18 protein-coding genes are annotated in these 20,495 nt (G+C 66.0%); 5 read left to right on the forward strand and 13 right to left on the reverse strand.

Annotated elements, in window-relative coordinates; translation table 11 throughout:
- Window positions 1-2: 2 nt before the first annotated feature.
- From AC1DYS_RS13130 to AC1DYS_RS13145, 4 genes are all read right to left on the reverse strand, one after another.
- Complete coding sequence (locus tag AC1DYS_RS13130; RefSeq protein ID WP_477899735.1) at window positions 3-626, reverse strand: formate dehydrogenase subunit gamma; 624 nt, start codon at window positions 624-626, stop codon at window positions 3-5.
- Window positions 627-638: 12 nt separating this feature from the next.
- On the reverse strand, window positions 639-1,562 hold the full coding sequence (gene fdxH / locus AC1DYS_RS13135) for a formate dehydrogenase subunit beta (protein WP_477899737.1): 924 nt from the start codon (window positions 1,560-1,562) through the stop codon (window positions 639-641).
- Window positions 1,563-1,686: 124 nt separating this feature from the next.
- The gene (fdnG, locus tag AC1DYS_RS13140) at window positions 1,687-4,776 is read right to left on the reverse strand and encodes a formate dehydrogenase-N subunit alpha (protein WP_477899739.1); all 3,090 of its coding nucleotides are present in this window, start codon (window positions 4,774-4,776) and stop codon (window positions 1,687-1,689) included.
- Window positions 4,777-5,411: 635 nt separating this feature from the next.
- The gene (locus AC1DYS_RS13145; RefSeq protein WP_477899741.1) at window positions 5,412-5,669 is read right to left on the reverse strand and encodes a hypothetical protein; all 258 of its coding nucleotides are present in this window, start codon (window positions 5,667-5,669) and stop codon (window positions 5,412-5,414) included.
- Between the two features lie 77 nt (window positions 5,670-5,746).
- Here AC1DYS_RS13145 and AC1DYS_RS13150 point away from each other — a divergent pair, with 77 nt between their 5' ends.
- Together AC1DYS_RS13150 and AC1DYS_RS13155 are read left to right on the forward strand one after the other, a co-directional pair.
- The gene (locus tag AC1DYS_RS13150; RefSeq protein WP_477899743.1) at window positions 5,747-6,478 is read left to right on the forward strand and encodes a glutathione S-transferase; all 732 of its coding nucleotides are present in this window, start codon (window positions 5,747-5,749) and stop codon (window positions 6,476-6,478) included.
- A 52-nt stretch (window positions 6,479-6,530) separates the two neighbouring features.
- Window positions 6,531-7,379 (forward strand): PA4780 family RIO1-like protein kinase, encoded by an 849-nt coding sequence (locus tag AC1DYS_RS13155; protein ID WP_477899745.1) that lies wholly within the window; start codon window positions 6,531-6,533, stop codon window positions 7,377-7,379.
- Window positions 7,380-7,388: 9 nt separating this feature from the next.
- On the opposite strand, the gene AC1DYS_RS13160 is transcribed toward AC1DYS_RS13155, so the two are convergent.
- From AC1DYS_RS13160 to AC1DYS_RS13175, 4 genes are all read right to left on the reverse strand, one after another.
- Window positions 7,389-7,952 (reverse strand): OmpA family protein, encoded by a 564-nt coding sequence (locus AC1DYS_RS13160; RefSeq protein WP_477899747.1) that lies wholly within the window; start codon window positions 7,950-7,952, stop codon window positions 7,389-7,391.
- 95 nt (window positions 7,953-8,047) lie between these two features.
- On the reverse strand, window positions 8,048-8,848 hold the full coding sequence (locus AC1DYS_RS13165) for a PP2C family protein-serine/threonine phosphatase (protein WP_477899749.1): 801 nt from the start codon (window positions 8,846-8,848) through the stop codon (window positions 8,048-8,050).
- Between the two features lie 12 nt (window positions 8,849-8,860).
- Complete coding sequence (gene tagH / locus AC1DYS_RS13170) at window positions 8,861-10,759, reverse strand: type VI secretion system-associated FHA domain protein TagH (protein WP_477899751.1); 1,899 nt, start codon at window positions 10,757-10,759, stop codon at window positions 8,861-8,863.
- A gap of 181 nt (window positions 10,760-10,940) precedes the next feature.
- Complete coding sequence (locus AC1DYS_RS13175; RefSeq protein ID WP_477899753.1) at window positions 10,941-12,209, reverse strand: lytic murein transglycosylase; 1,269 nt, start codon at window positions 12,207-12,209, stop codon at window positions 10,941-10,943.
- 160 nt (window positions 12,210-12,369) lie between these two features.
- Between AC1DYS_RS13175 and AC1DYS_RS13180 the strand changes: the two genes are divergently transcribed.
- The gene (locus AC1DYS_RS13180) at window positions 12,370-13,341 is read left to right on the forward strand and encodes a LysM peptidoglycan-binding domain-containing protein (protein WP_477899755.1); all 972 of its coding nucleotides are present in this window, start codon (window positions 12,370-12,372) and stop codon (window positions 13,339-13,341) included.
- Window positions 13,342-13,348: 7 nt separating this feature from the next.
- Here AC1DYS_RS13180 and AC1DYS_RS13185 read toward each other — a convergent pair whose 3' ends face one another.
- The 3 genes from AC1DYS_RS13185 to AC1DYS_RS13195 form a co-directional block, all read right to left on the reverse strand.
- The gene (locus tag AC1DYS_RS13185) at window positions 13,349-14,161 is read right to left on the reverse strand and encodes a tetratricopeptide repeat protein (protein WP_477899757.1); all 813 of its coding nucleotides are present in this window, start codon (window positions 14,159-14,161) and stop codon (window positions 13,349-13,351) included.
- Window positions 14,158-15,165 (reverse strand): polysaccharide deacetylase family protein, encoded by a 1,008-nt coding sequence (locus AC1DYS_RS13190; protein WP_477899759.1) that lies wholly within the window; start codon window positions 15,163-15,165, stop codon window positions 14,158-14,160. Before AC1DYS_RS13190 ends, AC1DYS_RS13185 begins: the two co-directional genes overlap by 4 nt.
- Before the next feature lie 62 nt (window positions 15,166-15,227).
- On the reverse strand, window positions 15,228-17,051 hold the full coding sequence (locus AC1DYS_RS13195) for a protein kinase domain-containing protein (protein ID WP_477899761.1): 1,824 nt from the start codon (window positions 17,049-17,051) through the stop codon (window positions 15,228-15,230).
- A 229-nt stretch (window positions 17,052-17,280) separates the two neighbouring features.
- Here AC1DYS_RS13195 and AC1DYS_RS13200 point away from each other — a divergent pair, with 229 nt between their 5' ends.
- Window positions 17,281-17,556, forward strand: a complete 276-nt coding sequence (locus AC1DYS_RS13200) for a DUF2277 domain-containing protein (protein WP_477899763.1) — start codon at window positions 17,281-17,283, stop codon at window positions 17,554-17,556.
- A gap of 25 nt (window positions 17,557-17,581) precedes the next feature.
- Window positions 17,582-18,064: a hypothetical protein gene (locus AC1DYS_RS13205; protein ID WP_477899765.1), complete on the forward strand. Its 483-nt coding sequence runs from the start codon at window positions 17,582-17,584 to the stop codon at window positions 18,062-18,064.
- A 102-nt stretch (window positions 18,065-18,166) separates the two neighbouring features.
- Here AC1DYS_RS13205 and AC1DYS_RS13210 read toward each other — a convergent pair whose 3' ends face one another.
- Window positions 18,167-18,628, reverse strand: coding sequence for a GNAT family N-acetyltransferase (locus tag AC1DYS_RS13210; RefSeq protein WP_477899767.1), 462 nt, complete (start codon window positions 18,626-18,628; stop codon window positions 18,167-18,169).
- A 27-nt stretch (window positions 18,629-18,655) separates the two neighbouring features.
- Window positions 18,656-20,410, reverse strand: coding sequence for a hypothetical protein (locus AC1DYS_RS13215; protein WP_477899769.1), 1,755 nt, complete (start codon window positions 20,408-20,410; stop codon window positions 18,656-18,658).
- Window positions 20,411-20,495 lie beyond the last annotated feature (85 nt).

Consider the following 20,495-nt stretch of genomic DNA (forward strand, 5'->3'; position numbering starts at 1 on the left):
GCCTACTTCTCGCGGCTGATCTCTTGGTGCCAGAGCGAGTGGTTGTGTCTCGCCCAATTCTCACTGACCTTACCGCGTGTCATGGCCCGTATCGACCCTTTGACCCAGATGGCGGCATAGACATGCACGATGACGCTCAGGATCAGCACGACCGCCGAGATGGCGTGTACGACGACCGCGATGCGCCGCAGCGGGATCGCGAAGTAATCGGCGAACCACGGCTGCCAGAACACGAAGCCGGTGATGAACAGCAGCACCAGGCTGATGCCGAACAACCAGAACACCGCCTTCTGCCCGCCGTTGTATTTGCCGATGGGCGGCATGCCGTGCTCGTCGCCGGTCTTGATCAAGCGGGGCGCCGCCTTGACCCACTCAGTGTCATGCGGCTTCCACACGTTCTCGCGCCACACCTTGCCGAACAGGATCACGAAGCCGAGCACCATCAGCACGCCGAAGAACGGGTGCAGGATGCGCGTCCACGTGCCGCCGCCGAAGAGCGCGGTCAGGAAGAAGAACGCAGGGTGGAAGAACGCGAGGCCGGACAGCCCGGCGCAGATGAACAGCAGGGCCACCGCCCAGTGGTTCATGCGGGTGCCGGCGGGGTAGCGCTGGTAGAAGCGTGTCATGGCGGTGCTCCTTCAGGCGTCTTCGTGCTCGCGGCGACCATCGCCGGGCGGCTTGGTTTCATCAGCGTCACCATCGGCCTCGACCGGCCCGACCTTGATGTAGTGGAAGAAGCCGGCCACGGCAGCGCCGATCATGGCCGCCACCGCGAGGGGCTTGGCGGCACCCTTCCACAGCGAGACCCAGGGGCTGATCGACGGATCGGCCGGCAGGCCGTGGTACAGCGCGGGCTTGTCGGCATGCTGCAGCACGTAGACCACGTGGGTGCCGCCCACACCGGGCGGGTCGTAGACACCGGCCTGCGCGAAGCCGCGCTCCTTCAGGTCGGCGACGCGCTCGGCGCCGTAATCAAGCATGTCTTCCTTGGTACCGAAGCGGATGGCACCGGTCGGGCAGGCCTTCACGCAGGCCGGCTCCAGGCCCACGCCGACGCGGTCGGAGCACAGCGTGCACTTGTAGGCCTTGTTGTCCTTCTGGCTGATGCGCGGCACGTCGAACGGGCAGCCGGTGATGCAGTTGCCGCAGCCGATGCAGTTCTCTTCGATGAAGTCGACGATGCCGTTCGTGTACTTGACGATCGCACCGGGTGCCGGGCAGGACTTCAGGCAACCGGGGTCCTCGCAGTGCATGCAGCCATCCTTGCGGATCAGCCACTCGAGCTTCATCTCTTCGTTCGGTTTCTGCGTCTCCACTTCCGAGAAGCGCATCACCGTCCACGACTGCGCGCTCAGGTCGGCCGGGTTGTCGTAGACGCCGACGTTGTGGCCGACCTCGTCGCGCAAGTCGTTCCACTGCATGCAGGCCACCTGGCAGGCCTTGCAGCCGATGCAGCTGGGAACGTCGATCAGTTTGGCCACCTGAGGCGTGGTGCGTGCCTGCGGACTCGGCGTGGTGGTCGCCGAGCGCGCGGCGATGTCGAGGGATTGCAACGAACTCATGCGAGGTGCTCCTTGACGTCCATGACGAGTGACCGAGCGAACACCGCGGAACCGGCTCTGCCGGGCCGCTGGTGTTGCCCCCTTGAGGGGGCGCGCGAAGCGCGTAGGGGGTGGGTCATGTTCATCAAGCTTTCTCGATGTTGACGATGAACGACTTGTACTCAGGTGTTTGGGTGTTCGCGTCACCGACGAACGGCGTGAGCGTGTTCACCAGGTACCCCTGCTTGGCCACCCCGACAAAGCCCCAGTGGTTGGGCAGCCCGACCGTGTCGATCTTTCTGCCGTCGCAATCGAGTTGCGGGATGCGCTTGGTCACGAGGGCCACGCATTTGATGAACCCCCGCTTCGACGACACCTTGACCATGTCGCCATTCGCGATGCCCTTGGCCTTGGCCAGCTCCTCGCCGATCTCGACGAACTGCTGAGGCTGGAGCACCGCGGATGTCTTGACGTTCTTGGTCCAGTAGTGGAAGTGCTCGGTCAGCCGGTAGCTGGTCGCGACGTAAGGGAAGTCTTTGGCCGAGCCCATGCTTTCCAGATCGCCCTTGAACACGCGCGCCGCCGGGTTGGCACGGGCCTTCGGGTTGTTCGGGTGCATCAGGTTCGCCAGCGGCGACTCGAAGGGTTCGTAGTGCTCGGGCAGCGGGCCCTCGGCCATGCCGGTGGGCGCGAACAAGCGGGCCACCCCCTCGGACGTCATGATGAAGGGCTGCACGCGATCGGCATCGCCGGGGTTGGCGTCGGGCCGGATGTCCGGCACGTCGGCACCGCCCCAGGCCGTGCCGTTCCACTGCACCACCTTGCGTTTGGCATCCCACGGCTTGCCGTTGGGTGCGCTGGACGCAGCGTTGTAGAGGATGCGGCGGTTGGCCGGCCAGGCCCACGCCCAGTTGAGCGTCTGCCCGATGCCCCACGGGTCACTGTTGTCGCGCCGCGCCATCTGGTTGCCGGCCTGCGTCCAGGCGCCGGCGTAGATCCAGCAGCCGCAGGCTGTGGAGCCATCGTCGCGCAGCAGGCCGAAGCCCGATACCTGCTCTCCTGCCTTGGCCAGAACCTTGGGCGGCGCCTTCGGGTCTTTCGGGTCGGGCGGTGCCAGCACGTCGGCCAGGGCTTTGCCGTTGTATTCCATCGCCAGCTCCTCGGCCGAGGGGCTGTGCGGAATCTTGTACGGCCAGGTCAGCTTGACGATGGGGTCGGGGAAGGCGCCACCGTCCTTCACATACGCCGTCTTGATGCGGTTGAAGATGTCCGCAATGATCTCCGGGTCTCCGCGTGCTTCACCGGGTGGGGGCGCGCCTTTCCAGTGCCATTGCAGCCAGCGGCCCGAGTTGGTGAGCGAGCCGTCTTCTTCGGCGAAGCAGGTTGACGGGAAGCGGAAAACGGTTGTCTGGATGTCTTCGCTCTTCACGTCGTTGTACTCGCCGTAGTTCTTCCAGAACTCGGCTGTCTCGGTGTTGAGCGGGTCGATGATGACCAGGAACTTGAGCTTCGACAGCCCGTCGACGATCTTCTTCTTGTTGGGGAACGAGCCCACCGGGTTGAAGCCCTGGCAGATGTAGCCGTTCATCTTGCCCTGGTTCATTAGCTCGAAGGCCTGCAGAACGTCGTAGACCTTGTCGATCTTGGGCAGGTAGTGGAAGGCCCATGAGTTTTCGGCCGTGGCCGCCGCACCCCACCAGGCTTTTTGCAGACTGACGAAGAACTTCGGGTAGTTCTGCCAGTAGCTCATCTGGTTGGGCCGCAGCGGCTTGAGCGCGCGGGGCTTGTAGTACGTGTCGAGGTCCTGCTCGGACTCGCGGGCCAGCGACAGGTAGCCCGGCAGCGAGTTCGACAGCAAGCCCAAGTCCGTCAGGCCCTGGATGTTGCTGTGGCCGCGCAGCGCGTTCATGCCGCCGCCGGYGATCCCGATGTTGCCCAGCAGCAGCTGCATGATGGCGGCGGTGCGGATCATCTGCGAGCCCTGGCTGTGTTGCGTCCAGCCCAGCGCGTAGAGGATCGTCATCGCCTTGTTCGACGCAGACGTCGTGGCGATCATTTCGCAGACCTTGAGGAACTTGTCCTTCGGCGTGCCGGTGATCCGGCTCACGAGTTCGGGTGTGTAGCGCGAATAGTGGCGCTTCATCACCTGCAGCACGCAGCGCGGGTGCTCGAGCGTCGGGTCGACCTTGGCGAACCCCTTTTCATCGAGTTCGTAGCCCCAGCTCGAGTTGTTGTAGCTGCGCTTTGCCTCGTCGTAGCCGGTGAACAAGCCGTCCTGGAAGCCATAGGCTTCGCCGACGATGAAGGGGGCGTTGGTGTAGTTCTTGACGTATTCCATCTGCAACTTGTTGTTGCCGATGAGGTAGTTGATGACGCCGCCCAGGAACGCGATGTCGCTGCCCGCGCGGATCGGCGCGTAATAGTCGGCCATGGCGGCCGAGCGCGTGAACCGCGGGTCGACGACGACCAGGTTGGCCTTGTTGTGGTGCTTGGCTTCGATCACCCACTTGAAGCCGCAGGGGTGCGCCTCGGCGGCGTTGCCGCCCATGATGAGTACGAGGTCAGCGTTCTTGATGTCCACCCAGTGGTTGGTCATCGCACCGCGTCCGAACGTCGGGGCCAGACTGGCCACCGTCGGTCCGTGTCAAACGCGCGCCTGGTTGTCGAAGACGAGCATCCCCATCGAGCGCATCGCCTTGTGCGTGATGTAGCCCGATTCGTTGCTGGATGCCGACGCGCACAGCATGCCGGTGGTCGTCCAGCGGTTGACCACCTGGCCGGCTGCGTTGTTGGCCACGAAGTTGGCGTCGCGGTCGGCCTTCATCAGCTTGGTGAGGCGCGTCATCGCGTCGTCCCAGGAGACGCGCTTCCACTCCTTGCTGCCAGGCTCGCGGATCTCCGGGTACTTGAGCCGGTTCTCGCTGTGCACGAAATCGAGCAGCCCGGCGCCCTTGGGGCAGAGCGTGCCGCGGTTCACCGGGTGATCGGGATCGCCCTCGATGTGGATGATGTCGGCGGTGACGTTCTTCGCCCGATCACCCAGGCTGTACATGATGACGCCGCAGCCCACCGAGCAGTACGGGCAGGTGTTGCGTGTTTCGGTGGTGCGCGCCAGCTTGAAGTGCCGCGTCTCGGCCAGCGCGGTCGCTGGCGAGAAGCCCAGCGCCACGAGAGTGGACGCTGCCAGCCCCGCACCGCTGACGCGGAAAAACTGCCTTCGGTTCATGTCCATCAAAAAGCCTCCTGCGACGCACCGGCCGCGTGAAACACCAGAATTGAAGTGAACGGCAACGGCCTCATGCTGCACGCCCGATGCGAACCGAAAGCCGGCTCGCAGAGAGGCCGAGTGCAGCGAATGAGACCTGTCATTTCGAAGCGGCAGTGCTGGGCGCTGAAGCTGCGCCATCTCCGCCGGTGGGCGCCGATGTGTTGCCCGCGCCGGCCTTGCCGGTTCCCTGATTCGTCACCATGCCGCCGATCGCTGTGGCGCCATCGGCAGGGCCGGCTGCAGACGAGGCCGGCAAGTCGCCGGAATGAGGTGTGACTGTCGCGTTGGCTGCGCTCGCGCCGTTGGCCGCTGGCGAGGTGGTCGGGGTGGGCGATGTTGCATCGCGGCGTTCACACGCCCCCAGCATGAGCAGGGGCGCTGCGAGCGCTACCCAAGCGAAACGGACGCAAGGCAGTTTCATTCGATCCCCAAGGATGAAGAAAGAGGCCGCGCTAGACGGCCGGTGCGATTTGCCGCGCCGAGTGTAAGCACACGGCCCCGCGCACCGCAAGTTGAATCAACCTATCTGGGTCGTTGCATGCCCGACGGGCATTCCGGAAAGCCGATTCTTCGGCCCGGTCTGCTCTCTGCCCCAAAGAGGCTCAGTCCGGTGGCAACTTGTTCAGCACCGATCGAATCCGGGCAATCGTGTCTTCCACGCGCGCATGGATCGAAACCTCCAGCCCGAGGGTGCGGCCGATGGCGTTGACGCGTGCCGGGTTCAGCGGAATGCCGCCGGCGTCGATGGCGGCGATGAGGTCGATGGCGCGCTGCCTGTCTGAAAGAGGCACGTTCTCCGGAGACGGGACCAGTAGATCCTTCATCCACCGGAACGGGCTCGGTTTGCGCGGCATGCTCATGCGCCGATCATCCGCCTTTCGCCAAGCGTTTCCGCCCACTGTCAGTGAGCCTTGCGACAGCCGACTACAGTCGCGCAATGAGCTATGAACTTCATTATTGGCCCACCATCCAGGGCCGCGGCGAATTTGTTCGATTGGCGTTGGAGGCTGCAGGCGCACCGTATGTGGACGTGGCGCGGGGCGCCGGCAAGGCCGGGCAGGGAATGAAAGCCATGCTGCACTGCATGGAAGACGAAAAACTCGTCCACCCGCCTTTTGCGCCACCGTTCCTGAAGGACGGTGCGGTGATCGTCGGGCAGACAGCGGCCATCCTGCACTACCTTGGGCCGCAGTTGAAGCTGGTGGCTCGCAGCGAGCAGGCGCGTGTGTGGACGCAGCAGATCCAGCTCACCATTGCCGACATGGTGACCGAGGCGCACGACACGCATCACCCCATCGGCAATGGCCTCTATTACGAAGACCAGAAGGCCGAGGCGCTGCGCCGCGCCGAGCAGTTCTGCCGCGATCGCCTGCCCAAGTTCCTGCAGTGGTTCGAGCGCATCGTGGTGCGCAACCCGGGTGGCCCGCGCTACCTGGTGGGTGGCAAGCTGAGCTATGCCGACCTGTCGTTGTTCCAGCTGATCGAAGGCCTGAGCTACGCATTCCCGAAAGCGACGCAGCGCGTCTTGCGCTACACGCCCAGCATCGTGCAGCTGCGCGACCGCGTGGCTGCGCTGCCACGCGTGGCCGCCTACCTGGGCAGCGACCGGCGCATCCCGTTCAACGAAGAAGGTATCTTCCGCCGCTACCCTGAGCTCGACATCGGCTGAGACCTGTGCAGCGACTGCGCAGACCCGTGATGCCTGACAGGCAGAATGCGGCATGAAACCTCCGGCAAGACTCCAATCCCTCATCGAAGAGGGTCTCATCGACACCGTGGTCCGCCAGCTCATGAGCGGCAAGGAGGCCATGGTCTTCGTCGTCAGAAGTGGCGGTGAAACGCTCTGCGCCAAGGTCTACAAGGAAGCGACCCACCGCAGCTTTCGCCAGGCCGTCGACTACACCGAGAACCGCAAGGTCAAGAACACACGGCAGGCCCGCGCGATGGCCAAGGGCACGCGCTTCGGCCGCGAGGCACAAGAAGCGGCCTGGCAAAGCGCCGAGGTCGATGCGCTCTACCGCCTGGCTGCCGCCGGCGTGCGTGTGCCCAAGCCGCACAACTTCTATGAAGGCGTGCTGCTGATGGAACTGGTGGCCGACGAAGGCGGCGACGCCGCGCCGCGCCTCAACGACGTGGTGTTCACGCCGGAAGAGGCCAAAGCCCACCACGCCACGCTGCTGGTCGAAGTGGTGCGCATGCTGTGCGCGGGCGTCGTGCACGGCGACTTGTCGGAGTTCAACATCCTGCTGTCGGCCGACGGCCCGGTGATCATCGACTTGCCGCAGGCGGTGGATGCCGCCGGCAACAACCACGCGAGCCGCATGCTGCTGCGCGACGTGGCCAACCTTCGTGGCTTCTTCGGCCGCTTCGCGCCCGAATTGCTGCACACGCAGTACGGTCCCGAGATCTGGAGCCTCTACCAGCGCGGCGCGCTGAGCCCGGACACTCCGCTCACCGGCCGCTACGAACACCAGGCCGGCGCGGTCGACCTCGGCAGCATCATGCGAGAGATCGACGATGCGCGCGCCGAAGAAGCCGCACGGCGTCTGCGCATGCAGACCGCGCAGTAGTGACGCGGTTTACTGCGTGTTCGTCACGATCGTGACGCGGCGGTTCTCGGGTGCGGTCGGCACCTTGCGGTTGAGCAGGTCCGTGTCGCCCTTGCCCTCGGCCTTGAGGCGGTCGGCGGCGATGCTGTGGGCGGTCACCAGGTAGCTGCGCACGCTCTCGGCGCGCTGCTGTGAAAGAAGCATGTTGGCGTCGTGCAAGCCGCGCGGGTCAGCGTGACCTTCGACGTTGAAGGTGTACTCGGCAAGTCGGTCGTTCTTCAACGCCGCGGCCACCACGTCGAGCTGTTGCTTGGCCGGAGCCGTGAGCTCGGACGAGTTGGTCTCGAAGGTGATGAGCAGCGAGGCGCTGGCCTTCTTCGGCGGTGCAAGTACGGCGTCGGTGCTGCGGCTGACTTTCAGACTGCGCGTCAGCACCGGGGCGGGCGGTGGCGTGAGGGCATCCAGCAGGTTGGATTCGGTGACCTTGTCGCCCTTGAGCAGCGTGGTTTCGTCGGCCCAGGTGGTGGTGCAGGTGCCCGCCAGCAAGAGCAGGGCGGCGGCAGTTTTCGACAGGGTGTTCAGGGTCAGGCGCATGAGAGATCTCCGGGCATCGAAGCTTGGTGTGGATTGTTGAGCGATTGGCAAACGGACTGGAAGCGACCAAGGTCATGCAAGGGGTCTTCAGGGTCTCAGCCTGAAAACGGTCCCGGCACGGTTTCGCCCCACAGGCTCGAAAGCCGCGTGGTCTCGGCCGGGTCACCGACCCATACCGCGATGGCGCTGTAGTTGTCTTGCCGCGGCGTGGCGGCGGTCTGGATGGCATCGGCCATGCGTGTGAGCCACTCGTCTGGTGACTTGGATGCTGCGAATGCGGTTTCGATGGCGTGTTTGTCGAAGTGGTCCCACCAGCCGTCGGAGCACAGCAGGAAGGCGTCGCCATCTTCGACGGCCATGTGGCTCTCGATGGTGTTCGGCTCGATGCCGCCTTCGGCCCCCATGGCGGCAAGCAGCTGGTTCTTCTTGGGGTGCGTAAGCGCTTCTTCGGGCGTGAGGTAGCCGGCATCGACCATGCGCTGCACCACGCTGTCGTCTTGCGTCACGTGCAGCACGCGGCCGTGGCGCAGCATGTAGAGACGCGAGTCGCCCACGTGCGTCCACAGGGCTTCTTCGCGGCGAGCATCGATCCACAGCGCGACCAGCGTGGCGTGCATGCGGTCGCGGCTTTTCTTGTCCTGCTTCTGCGCAAGCGCTTCGTTGGCGTCGCACACAAGCTGTGTCAGGTAGGCCGGCGTGGCCTGCGAGGCCGATTGCAGACCGAGCGCCGTCATGCGCACCACGATGTCGGAGGCGATGGCACCGCCGCGGTGGCCTCCGGCGCCATCGGACAACACGGCGTACCAGAACGAGCCGCTCTGGCCGTGGCGCAGATCGTCTTCGTTGTGGGTGCGCCCGCCCACCTCGCAGCGGGTGGCGATTTCGACCTGCAGCATGGAGTGCTTCGGTTAGACGGGGTGCCGTGCAGCGTCGAGCCGGTCCAGCTGGTCTTCATACGCGTCGATGAAGGCCTTGCCGAAGAGGTCGTGGAAGTCGTCCTGCGCATCGTCTCGGATGCGCTTGTAGTGCTGCAGGTAAAGCTCCCACAGCTTCGCGCGCCGGTTCATCGGCAGCACGCTGTCGAGCACGCTGTGGCTTGAGATCTTGCCTTCGAGCTTGGAGGGCTCGAAGCGGTCGAGCACGCCGGTGAGCGCGGCCCGCATGCCGGCCATGGTGCCGATGGCGTGGCCCAGCAGGTCGTCCATCACGTCGGTGACCGCGGCTGGGCCCATCATGAAACCGCGCATCGGCGGCTGCAGCAGCTGCTCGATGGCGACGCCGGCATCGGGCGAGAACTTCAGCGGGTTGTTGTTGCGCGCCTGGATGGTGGTGACGTCGGCCTTCAGCTCCTGCTTGGCCGCGGCACGCACGGCCACGAGCTTGATGGTGCCGTCGATCGAATGGTTCAGCACCTGGCCGATGACCTTCATCAGCTCCGGCGTGAGGCCTTGCGGCAGCTTGATGTTGACGCCGGCACCTTGGCAGAACGCAGCCCAGAGCTGGTCGGTCGGCGCGTTGGCTGTGCCCGTCGGGGGCAGGGCATCCAGCGGCGCCGGGGCCGAATCGAAGGTGGGGCGCGAGGGCTTCACGCCGGGCACGGTGCCCTGGGGCGTGAGGTCTTGCGGCCGCACCTGCAAGGGCGGCGAAGGCACCGGGCGCGGTGCGGGTGCGGGGGGCATGGCAACCGCCGGCGGCTTGGGCGTGGCCCTGATGACCGTGACTTCCGGCGGAGCCGCGGCCACGGGAGGCTTAACCGGCGCCACCGGTGGCGCCGCAGGCTTCACGGCGGGCGGCACATAGGCCGCCTTCATCTCGGGCGTGTGGTTGAAGTCGGACGGCCGGGCCGATGGTGGCTCGGCCGCAGCACCGCCGCCGAACATCGCCAGCGGGTCCTTGTTCTCGCTGTTGCTGCCGGGCGTTGTGCCGGGTTTCGGGGCGGACAGGAACGCTGCCAGCGGATCGGCGCCGGGTGCGGCCGGAGCATTCAGGCCGAACATCGCGTCCAGGCTGCCGCCGGGTGGCGAAGCGGCGTTGCCGAGCAGGTCCCCCAAGCCCAGGTCGGCCGGCAGGGCCGTCGAGGGCGCCGCCTTCGGGCTCCCGCTCATGAACGAGTCCATCGCCGCACTTGCCGGTGCGGCGGGCGGCGACGACGGCAGGTCGGCGAAGGGGTCGAAGTCGTCGGGCAATCGTGCCACCGGCGCCGCGGGTGGCGGGGGCGCAGACGGCGGCATGACGGGCGCGCGCACGTGCACGGCCGTGGTCGGCGGGTTGGCGGGGTGGCCGTCGAGCAGGCCGGCGAACGGGTCGCTGGCGTTCGATGAGACGCCGCTCCCGAGCAAATCGGCGAAGGGGTTGGATGGACTGGTGGCCGCCGGTGCAGGCGCCCCCGACAGCGGCGCACGCAGCTTGGGGTTGGTGCGGCTCTCGGTGGCCGAGGCTTTGATGACGGTGCGCGCGTCGACCGGTGCTTCGGTCGGTGGCTCGGCGCTGTCAGACACGGTGGCACGCATGCCGTAGCCACCGACGAGGATCTCGTCCCCGTGGCTCAGCGTCGAGCCTTCGCCGGGGTTGACCGGGCGGCCGTTCACCGTGATGGCGTTGGCGCTGCCCACGTTGCGGATGGAGAAGTTGCCGTTGCTGAACCACACCTCGGCCTGCAGACGCGAGATGTGGCGCTCGGGGTCAGGCAGCGTGAGGGTGTTGGTGTCGGAGCGGCCTATGGTGCCGCCGCGCTCGTCGAAATGGCCGGTGATGGCCTGGGACAGGGTTTCGCTTTTCAGTGTGTGGGCGCGAATCACGAGATTCATGGGGGCTCCATTGGCGGGCTGGCCTTCTCTGACCGGTTCAAGAAGACATGGCTTGCCAGAGTTGCCTTTATCGGGCGCGGGGTGACGAATGGCAATCAACGAAAGTCATGCGGCACCGCGCGCCGCTTGTGCCACGTGTGAAATTCCCGCTGTCGGTCGCCGACTGGACGGGGCTCCTGAGCTAGCGAATGCAGGCTTGCTCGGGTGGCGTTTCTCGCCGCAGCTGTTGCAGCAGCGCGTCGGTGGTGCGCCCGGTCACCTTCCAGCCGAGCCGGGTTTCCTCGTCCGAGATGGCGAGGCGGGTCTTGGTCCCCGGGCGGCCGTCGGCCTTCAGCTCGGGGTGCGAGGTCGACAGCAGGCACTGAAGCTCCTGGATCTCGCGCCGCGTGAGTCCCCTCTGGTTGTCGCTCCAGGTCACGGGGATGGCGGGGAGGCCTTTGAGGGCGTCGGCCAGCAGGCCGATCGAGAACGCGTAGTTGAGAGAGAAGTTGTACTTGTAGTGCGCCTCGAAGTTTGACGAGGCCAGCAGGTAGGGGCCTTCGGTGTCGTCGTTGAGGCTCAGCAGCACGAAGGGGGTGTCCACGGGCACGCCCTCCAGGGGGCTGATCGGGACGACGCCCAGCCGCTGCCATTCGGCCAGCGGGCGGCGATTGGCATCCAGCAGCTTCTTGGCCACGGTGGAATACAGCGTGCCGCCGAACGCCTTCTCACGCAGCGCGAGCGAGCGGTCGACAGTTGGCGGCAGGGTGACTGCCAAAGCCCAGGGCAGGCCGGGCAGCCAGCCATCGGCGCGAACCTTTCTGGCGGTGAGCATCAGCGCATCGGGCACGCTGTGGATGCTGTCGACCTTGCCGTCCTGGTCGCCATCTGCCAGTGGTTCGCCAGACTTTCCGCGATGCTCAAGGTACGTGGAGGGAATGAACTGCGTGAGCCCGAAGGCGCCGGCGAACGAGCCGAGAAATTCCTCGGCTGCCACATCGCCCAAGCGCAGCACCTCGATCGCCGCATACAGCTGTCGCCGCGCCCGCGTCTTGGCTGCGGCCGTGGCAGAGATGGGTCCGCAAGCCCGGTTGGCCAGGGCTTCGACGACGCGGTAGCCGCCCTGGTGGCGCCCGAAATCGGTCTCGACCCCGAAGAAGGCCACCACGGTTTCGGGCTCGACGCCGGTCTGCGCCTGGATGTACTGCAGCTGCGGGCGCCAACGCTCCAGCACCTCGCGCCCTTCGACGACCTTCTGCTCGTCGACCAGGAAGCCCGCGTACTCCCAGGTTGGGTTGATGAACTCGGGTTGCGGTATGCCAGGCTCGGCGAGCTTCGGGTCGTAGGCGATGCCGGTCATGAACTTGTCGAACACGGCCGGTGCGATGCCCGCCTGCGATTGGGCGCTCGCACGCAGCTGCCGCAGGCAGGGCGCGATGTCGGTGTCGGCAGCCTGGGACGGCAGGCTCACGAAACCCATCAAGAGGAGCAGGGCGATTCTCATGCTGTTGCGGGCCATGCTAACGCGCTGATGCAGCACAGCGTTCAGTGTCAGGCTGCACAGCGCCAAGGTGGTGGCACGCAGGGTGATGCAGGCACAATGTGCCGGTTTTGAGCATCCAGGCACCCACATGACCCCATTCACTTGCCAAGGCAAGGCGCCTGCCACTGCGCTTGTGTTGACGGCCATCGTCACCGCGCTCCTCGCCGGCTGCGGCACCAATACGCCGAAGCCCGAAGCGGCGCCCGCGCCGGCCACGTCGACGACCTTGCCTCCCTTGTCGTCCACCTCATCGCAAGCGCCCATGCAGTCGCCGGCCCCAGCTCCCACAGCGGCTGCCCAGCAACAGGCACAGAAGTCGGCGCAAAGCGTGGTCGAGCTGCTTGAAGTGGGCAACGAAGAGCAGGCACGCAAGGAGCTGCAGAACGCCTTGTCGCTGGATCCGAACAACAAGCTGGCCGTGAGCCTGATGAAGCAGATGACCGAAGACCCGGTCGCCACGCTGGGCAAGGAGTCGTTCCCGTACGTGGTTCGCAGCGGCGACACCTTGTCGCGCATCTCTGGCCGCTTCCTCGGTGACATCTACAGCTTCCACATCCTCGCTCGCTACAACAACATCAAGGTGCCGCGCCAGGTCGGCGCCGGGCAGACGCTGCGCATTCCGGGCAAGGCACCGCCGCCCGGGGCGTTGACGGCGAACGAGCCGGTACGGCCTGCGGCGGCTCGGTCCGATGCGGCAGTTGCTGCGCCGACACCTCCGGTGCCCGCACCGGCTGTCGAGGCGGTGAGCCCGGCAGAAACGGCTTTCCGCAGCGGCGATGCGGCCTCCAAGGCTGGCATGCTGGAGAAGGCTCTCTCGGACTACAAGAAGGCAGCTGCGCTTGGCCACCCAACGGCCGCAACCCAGGCCGATGCCACGGCCAAGCGGTTGATCGACATCCATTCGCGCAATGCGATGGCCGCGATGGCCCGCCAGGATCTCGACGGCGCCGTGCGCTCCTGGGACCGCGTGCTCGAGATCGAGCCCGACAACGAGACCGCGCGCCTGGAAAAGCAGAAGGCACTGCGCCTGAAGGACAAGGTTAAAGCCCTGCCGGGTTGATGAGCCCTCAGGGGCGGGCGTTGCTCGCCCCTGAAGCCGCCGGCTTGTTGCCCGGCAGCTTCAGCAATGAATTGCACCCCGGGTGACGGGGTGACACCTGCAGGCAACGCTTGACCGCTGCCTGTGCGCCGGCCGGGTCCTTCGGCTGAAGCCCCCACGCTTTCTTGTAGTACAGCTCGGCCAGCAGATCGCGTGCGGCTTGGTCGTTCGGCGCGGCCTTGAGCTGGCCCGCCATCTGGTCGATGGCTTCGTCGATGTCGCCTTGGCTCGCGAGGTTCGACGCCTGCTCCATCAACAAGGAATTGGCCGGAGCAGGTGGCTGGGCAGGCTGTGCGCGGGCCGGCAGTGACAAGGTCTTGCCCGGCTTCAGAAGGTGCTCTTGCCGAATGCGGGCGCGCTCGATGGCGCGCAGCGAATCAGCGGCTTCCTTGTTTTGCGGCTGCAGCGCCACGGCGCTCAGGTACAGCTGCTCGGACAACGGCAGGTTGCTCTTGAGCTCCACGCGCGCGCGGGCCAGGTAGTCCTGCACCATCGTGTCGATGCGCTTTTGCAGTGACGCCAGCCGGCCGTCGTACTCGCCGGGCCTCAGCAGCACGAGCACCTCCCAGGTCGCTGCCGCGTCGGCGAGCGCGCCTTGCTCTTCCAGTGCCATGGCCTTGTCGAGCTGCTGCCGTTCGAAGGCACGTATCTCGTTGGATGCGGCGGTCGCGGGCGGCTCGGTGGCTGGTCGGGATGATCGTGTCGTTGCGGGCGTGCCGCAGCCGCTCAGCAGGGCAACGGCCAGCATCGACGCTGCCAGGTATTGCAAACGATGGGTCATGGCAGCGAGATAGGCCGGCTGATTTGCAGCCGGGCCTTGAAGGCTTCCAGATCGTGGTTGCCGTAGATCATGGTTCGCCGCAGCATCAGCGGTGTCGCGTAGAAGGGTGTGCCGCCGGGGTTCACCGTCACGCCCAGCCGGTAGTTGTTGCGCGCCAGCACGTCGAGCACGATCTCGTTGGCGTCGCCGTACGGGTAGGCAAACTGCTTCACCGGCAGTTTCAGGCGGCGCTCGATCTGCTCGCGCGGCACGCGGGCTTCGGTGTCCAGGCGCTGCCGATAGGCGGCTTCGCTTTCCTCGCGCAGGCGGTTGATCAGGTTGGCGTGGGTCTTCGAATGCGCCTGGATGTCGATCAGGCCCGAGGCCGTCATCTCCTGCATCTGCGGCCAGGTGAGCGCGTCGCCGGCGCCGACGAAGTCGGTGTACAGGAACACCGTGGCCGGAAACGCGTGCTTCTTCAGCAGCGGATAGGCGTAGCGGTAGTAGGACTCGTAGCCGTCGTCGAAGGTCAGCACGACCGACTTCGCCGGCAGCGCCTGCTTGCCCTCGAGAAAGGCCGCCACGTCTTGCAGCCGCAGCACGCGGTAGCCGTTGGCGTCGAGCCAGTCGAGCTGTTCGGCGAAGGCCGTGGTCGACACCGTCATGCGGTTCGTCGAGTTGCCCACGCGGTGGTAGCAGAGGATGGGAATGGTCTGGAAGCGGTCGCTCTTCACGCCCGTCGGGTTGGTGGGCTTGAGCGGCACGATGGTGGGATAGTCCGCGCGCGGCTTGGCACCGGGGTTGGCCTCGGCCACCTCCCAGTCGCGTTGGCCGCTGCCGAGGAAGCGCGCCGCAATCGACCCGTACGTGTCTTGCGGGTGCGGCAGGTAGAGCAGCCAGCGGTCGTTGCGAGCCAGCACGCCTTCGTTGGAGGCGGCACTCGGTGGTGCCGGTGCAACCGGCGCGGGGCTTGGCGACGGCGTGGAGCAGCCGCCCAGTAGCGCCAGTGCGAAGGAGAGAAGCACAGCCCAGCCCGCGGCGCGACGGGCGCACGGAGCCGGCTGCAGAGCAGTCGCGCGGCGCACGGTCAACGCGACAACTTCTGGGTGTCGCCGCTGGCTCCGGGTGCCGATGCGGGAGCGGGTACGGTCGGCTTGATCGCGGGTGGGCGCGGCCCCGGCGTTTCCTGCGCTGCCGGCCGATTGGGCATGAAGCGCTGCTGCAGCGCCTGCGCCATGCTGTCGAAGGCCTTGAACAGCTCGCCGAATTCGTCCTTGCGGTCTTCGGTGATGCGGTGTTCCAGCCGGCCCATGGCCACCTCGCTCATCGACTTGGTCAGTGTCTTGATGGGCCGCGCAAACCAGTTGGCCAGGAAGTACATCGCCAGCGCCACCGCGATCACGGTGACCAGCACCAGCACCACCATCAGCGTGAGGCTCAGGCGCGCCACGTAGGCCAGCGGCTTCTCGGCAATGCCCAGCGCCACGCGGCCCACGGCCTTGCCCTGGAAAGTCATCGGTGCTTCGAAGCCGAGCACGTTGCCGTTTTCATCGACATAACGCGTGACCGTCACGCCACCGGAGCGCGTTCCCAGTGCCTGGCCGGTGCGCGCGGTGTAGGGCTTGCCGACCCACGCGGCCTGGCTGGAGGCGCGGACCACACCGGCGCGGTCGATGACGGTGATGTCGGTGAAGTCGCGTGTCTTCATGATCTCCTGCACGGACACCTCGACCGCCACCCATTCGTCGGACAGCGCCGAGACGGCGTTCTGCGCCGCGATGAAGCGGCTGAGCGACGCGCCATAGTCGGTGACCTGCCGCATCATCGCGGCCGTCTGCTGCTGGTTGACCACGCCGCCGGTTGCGGCCATCACCACGAACACCACGAAGCCCATCGTCAAGGCCCACTTGACGCGCAGCGGCATGATCTTCGATTTGCCTTTTTCGCGCGCCTCGTCCTCGAGCTCGCGCTGCAGGCGGATCATCGCGTCTGCCAACTCACGGCCGGTCTGGAAGCGGCGATCGGGATTCTTGGCCAGGCAACGCTCGACGATGCGGCGCAGGTCTTGCGGAATGTCAGGCCTCAGCTTCTGGATGGGCACCGGCTCGTCGTTGGCGATCATCACCGCCAGCGCCACGATGCTGTCGGACTTGAACGGCGCCTGACCCGAGAGCATCTGGTACAGGATGATGCCGACCGAAAACAGGTCGGACCGCCCGTCGACCTTCGAGCCCTTGGTCTGCTCGGGCGACATGTACTGTGGTGTGCCCAGCACGTCGCCGACACGTGTGTCGCCACCGGCCGACGAAGAGGTGACGTGCGCAATGCCGAAGTCGGTCACCTTCACGAGCTGCGCGCCCGAGACGCACATGATGTTCGACGGCTTGATGTCGCGGTGCACCACACCCTTGCTGTGCGCGTAATCGAGTGCCTTGCCGAGTTGGATGCCGAGCGAAATCACATCGCCGAGCGGCATCGGCCCCACGCGCGACATCAGCTCGTTGAGCGGCTCGCCCTCGATCAGCTCCATCGCCATGTAAGGGCGGTGGTCGATCTCGCCCACGTCGTGCACCGTCACGATGTTGGGGTGCGACAGGTTGCCAGCCGCGCGTGCCTCGCGCAGAAAGCGGCCGCGGTATTCCTCTTGCTCGCAGTATTCGGGGTGCAGAAACTTGATGGCCAGCGCGCGATCGATGCTCGGGTCGTGCGCCTTGTAGACGCTTGCCATGCCGCCGCGGCCGATGCGGTTGATGACGCGGTAGCGCCCAACCTGCCGTGGCGCATTGGCGGCGCGGTCGGCACGGTCTGCGGTAGGCAGGGTGTCGAAACGCGATGGCGCGCCCGTGCCGCCAGTGACGCGGGTCGAGTCGGTGTCGAAGAGAGAGCGGCCGGGGGTATCGGGTGATGACATGGAGCTAGCCTTGGTTCGCACGGCGCGTCGCCAGGGTGGCAGTTATCGACCCACGCTCGGCAATTGGCAATCAACGAAAGTCATGATGACATGCACGGGGTTACGTCCGCTTGCATTACCTTTGTCATGTGCCTCGGCGTGGGGGCCGATGCGACACTTTGAAATTCAGCCGTCAACACCATGAGCGGGTTCTCCGTATCGTGATGCTGGCCGACCATGGAGAGCCGCCATGTGCAGAAACATCCGAACCTTGTTCAACTTCGAGCCGCCGGCCACCGAGCTGGAGATACGCGACGCTTCGCTGCAGTTCGTCAGAAAACTCTCCGGCTTCAACGTGCCGTCCAAGGCCAACGAAGCCGCCTTCGACCGCGCGGTAGAAGACGTGGCTGCGGCCGCACGCACGCTGATCCAGTCGCTCGTCACCACGGCCGAGCCCCGGGACCGCGAGATCGAAGCGGCGCGCGCACGCGCCCGATCGGCCGCGAGATTTGGCACCCGCACCTGATTCACTCACTGTTACCCTCCACCGCATGACATCACACACCTTCACCGCCTTGACGCTGGCCCTCGCGTTGACAGCCTGCGCCGCACCGTCGCCGCAGCCCATGGTCGACGCCGCCACTGCGCCGCTGAATGACCTGAACATCATTCACGCGACCATTCCCCCTGTGCTCGTCGAGGCGCAGAAGAAGCCCTATGCCGCACCTGCGGACAGGAGCTGCGTGGCGCTCGCGTCCGAGCTGAAGGCACTGGATGAGGTGCTCGGCCCCGACCTCGATGCGCCGGCCTCGATGGCCAACCCGGGTTTGATCGAACGCGGCGCGACATTCGTCACCGACGAAGCCGTGGGCACGGTGCGCAGCGCCGCCGAAGGCGTGATGCCCTACCGGAAATGGGTGCGCAAGATCAGTGGTGCCGAGCGCTATGCGAAAGACGTGGCTGCGGCCATCGCGGCGGGCACGGTACGCCGCGGCTTCGTCAAGGGCATGCGTGTGGCGGGCAGCTGCGCTTGAGCTGACTGGTGACACGTTCACCGTGAGCAGCCTTCTACCGTTCGGGCCGAGGTATCGAAGCCCTTCGATGCCGCGGGTCAAACGGGGCCTGCCTGAGGCAGGTCAGCCGCGAAGCATGTCGCGGTAGAGGCCTGGTTTGGAGCCTTCGATTTCGACGGCTCCCGCCACGCGCCGGAAGAAGTCCTTCGGTCCGACGTATCCAGCGACCGCGTAGGCATAGCCCATCGCCTGCATGTCGTGCAGGCACGCCAGCAGCAAGGCCTCGCCGACACCGCCACGACGCGCGGCAGGCACCACCCCGATGGGACCGAAGAGCCCGCGCGCCGTGGCGTCATAACAGGCAAACCCGATGGGCGCGCCCGCCTGGGTGGCAATGAAGATACTTACCGGCCGGTTGGCCAGCGCCACGCGCGCTTCACTCGCCCAGCCGCTGCCGAATTGCGAGATGACCCAATCGATCACCACGCCCTGTTCGGCACCGATGGGTTTGCGCACCGAGACACCATCTGCCAGCACGTGCGACGCCGTGGTAGGCAAGGCATAAAGCTTGATCAACATGTCCATGGCGGGATTGCACCACAGGGTGTCGGCTCATGGTGAGATCAGGGCACTCATCATTGTGGCGAAGGCATAGGGCAGCTTCGAGCGAGCGGGCGAGCTGGTTGGCGACCCAGCAGAGATGGCCGAGATCGTCAGGAAGTAGACCTCGCCCGGTTGCATCAGATCGGGCGGCACGACCATCGAGGTCTCGCTCGTGTAGAAGCGGCCCACGGTGCGCGATTCGCTGCGCGGGCCGGTGGCGAAGAGCCGACGCAGCGTGACGAGGTAGCGGTCGGGCGCGCCGATGGCCGGTGTTGTCCAGCTGAAGGTGGGCGAGGCGCCGACAGCCAATTGGTTGGCGAACAAGCTCTTGCCGTTGACGCTGGGCGAGCGTACCGGTGTCATGCGGGGCTTGAGGTTCAGTGCCGGGTCGGCCGATGCGGTCGGCACCAGGTCCACGCCGTACAAGAAGCGCTCGAAGGGCAGGGCCACCGTGGCGCCAGGTGCCATGTAGCGCACCGTGAAGCCGTAATACGACTCCATGATCTGCGCCCAGTCGCTGGGGAAGGGGTTGCCGTAGTGCACGCGGCCGAAGTCGAGGGCCGTGCTGCCGAAGGTGTTGAACTCCATCAGCGAGAAGGCGCCGCTGGGAATGCCGTAGTCCGGCGCGAGGGCGGATGTGCTCAAGGCCAATGCCGTCGATGAGCCCACGGCGGTGGGGTTCACCTCGGCCAGGCGGCTGGCGAACGAAGGCCGGTCCCACTTCAGCTTCAGCGTGCTCGAAGGTGTGACGTCGAGGAAGCTCGAATTCACGGCGCTCGGTGAGCCATCGGTCTGCGTGAGTGCCGGCATTACCAGCGAGCGGACAAGGGTGCGGTAGTCGTTGCCTGCAGCGGTGCCGAGCTGGTTGAGATAAGCCTGATCGCCCTTGGTGGCGGACAGCAAGGGGATGAAGATCGCACCCGTCGGGTCGGGCCCGAAGTCGAGCCCGAAGTTGCCGAGCGCCGTGTCGCCGGTGACTGGCGCGTTGGTGACCGATGGGCTGGTCAACGGCAAGGTGAGCGAGGTGCCTTGCATCGGCACACTCCACGCCAACCCGTCGGTCGACTGCCATGCATTGAGGTTGCCCGCATTGACGGTGAGTGGCGTCGGGTTGTTGGCGAACTCGGAGTCGACGCGTCCGAAGCGATCGGAGCCCCAGTCGATGAACGGTGAATCGGTCCACACCCAAGTGGTGTTGATGTGCACCCAGTGGCCGCCTTCCGGTACGCCGTTGATGAGGTAGCTGCCATCGGGGCGCTGGCTCGTCGCAGCGATGCGCTCGAAGCCGCCCAGGCCGTCCGGCGCCAAGGCTTCGACTGTCGAGCCCATCAGGTCGAACGGGAGCTGGGTCGCGCCGGTGGCGGTGTGATACGAGTCGGAGAACAGGCCGGTGACGGTGCGGCGTTGCACCGCCACCGAGGCGGGCAGAGTGCTCGGTTTCTCAATGGCGCGCTTGATGACCAGGCGGATCGATGCCGCCTGCACCTTCTGTGTTTCGTCAGCGCTGAGCCCCGTGACCGTCCCCGCCACGCTCGGCGCGGGGAACAGGTGCGCAAGGTTCGCACGAATGGGCACATCGCTGGCCCAGAACGGCAACGGCATGACGCGCTGGGTGGTTTCAGTGGGCGGTGACGTGGGCGCTGCAGGCGCGTTGTTGCCGCCATCGCTGCCACCTCCACCGCAAGCGGCCAGCGACAACACGGCGGCGGTCAACAGGGCATGAATCAGAGGACGGACAACACGATCGACTTGCAGGTCTGACATGGCGTTTGCTCCTGGATTGAGTCAATCAATCTAGGCCTGCAAACCACCCCTGTCCGGTGACCAAAGTCGCCGCGACGACTTCAAG

Source organism: Rhizobacter sp. P2_G4 (genome assembly GCF_056403575.1).

Coding starts and splice junctions, on each gene's coding strand:
- AC1DYS_RS13200 (WP_477899763.1), top strand. CDS start 17,281: ATGTGCAGAAACATCCGAACCTTGTTCAACTTCGAGCCGCCGGCCACC.
- AC1DYS_RS13195 (WP_477899761.1), bottom strand. CDS start 17,051: ATGTCATCACCCGATACCCCCGGCCGCTCTCTCTTCGACACCGACTCG.
- AC1DYS_RS13130 (WP_477899735.1), bottom strand. CDS start 626: ATGACACGCTTCTACCAGCGCTACCCCGCCGGCACCCGCATGAACCAC.
- AC1DYS_RS13160 (WP_477899747.1), bottom strand. CDS start 7,952: ATGCGCCTGACCCTGAACACCCTGTCGAAAACTGCCGCCGCCCTGCTC.
- AC1DYS_RS13205 (WP_477899765.1), top strand. CDS start 17,582: ATGACATCACACACCTTCACCGCCTTGACGCTGGCCCTCGCGTTGACA.
- AC1DYS_RS13180 (WP_477899755.1), top strand. CDS start 12,370: ATGACCCCATTCACTTGCCAAGGCAAGGCGCCTGCCACTGCGCTTGTG.
- AC1DYS_RS13150 (WP_477899743.1), top strand. CDS start 5,747: ATGAGCTATGAACTTCATTATTGGCCCACCATCCAGGGCCGCGGCGAA.
- tagH (WP_477899751.1), bottom strand. CDS start 10,759: ATGAATCTCGTGATTCGCGCCCACACACTGAAAAGCGAAACCCTGTCC.
- AC1DYS_RS13210 (WP_477899767.1), bottom strand. CDS start 18,628: ATGGACATGTTGATCAAGCTTTATGCCTTGCCTACCACGGCGTCGCAC.
- AC1DYS_RS13155 (WP_477899745.1), top strand. CDS start 6,531: ATGAAACCTCCGGCAAGACTCCAATCCCTCATCGAAGAGGGTCTCATC.
- fdxH (WP_477899737.1), bottom strand. CDS start 1,562: ATGAGTTCGTTGCAATCCCTCGACATCGCCGCGCGCTCGGCGACCACC.
- AC1DYS_RS13165 (WP_477899749.1), bottom strand. CDS start 8,848: ATGCTGCAGGTCGAAATCGCCACCCGCTGCGAGGTGGGCGGGCGCACC.
- AC1DYS_RS13145 (WP_477899741.1), bottom strand. CDS start 5,669: ATGAGCATGCCGCGCAAACCGAGCCCGTTCCGGTGGATGAAGGATCTA.
- AC1DYS_RS13215 (WP_477899769.1), bottom strand. CDS start 20,410: ATGTCAGACCTGCAAGTCGATCGTGTTGTCCGTCCTCTGATTCATGCC.
- AC1DYS_RS13185 (WP_477899757.1), bottom strand. CDS start 14,161: ATGACCCATCGTTTGCAATACCTGGCAGCGTCGATGCTGGCCGTTGCC.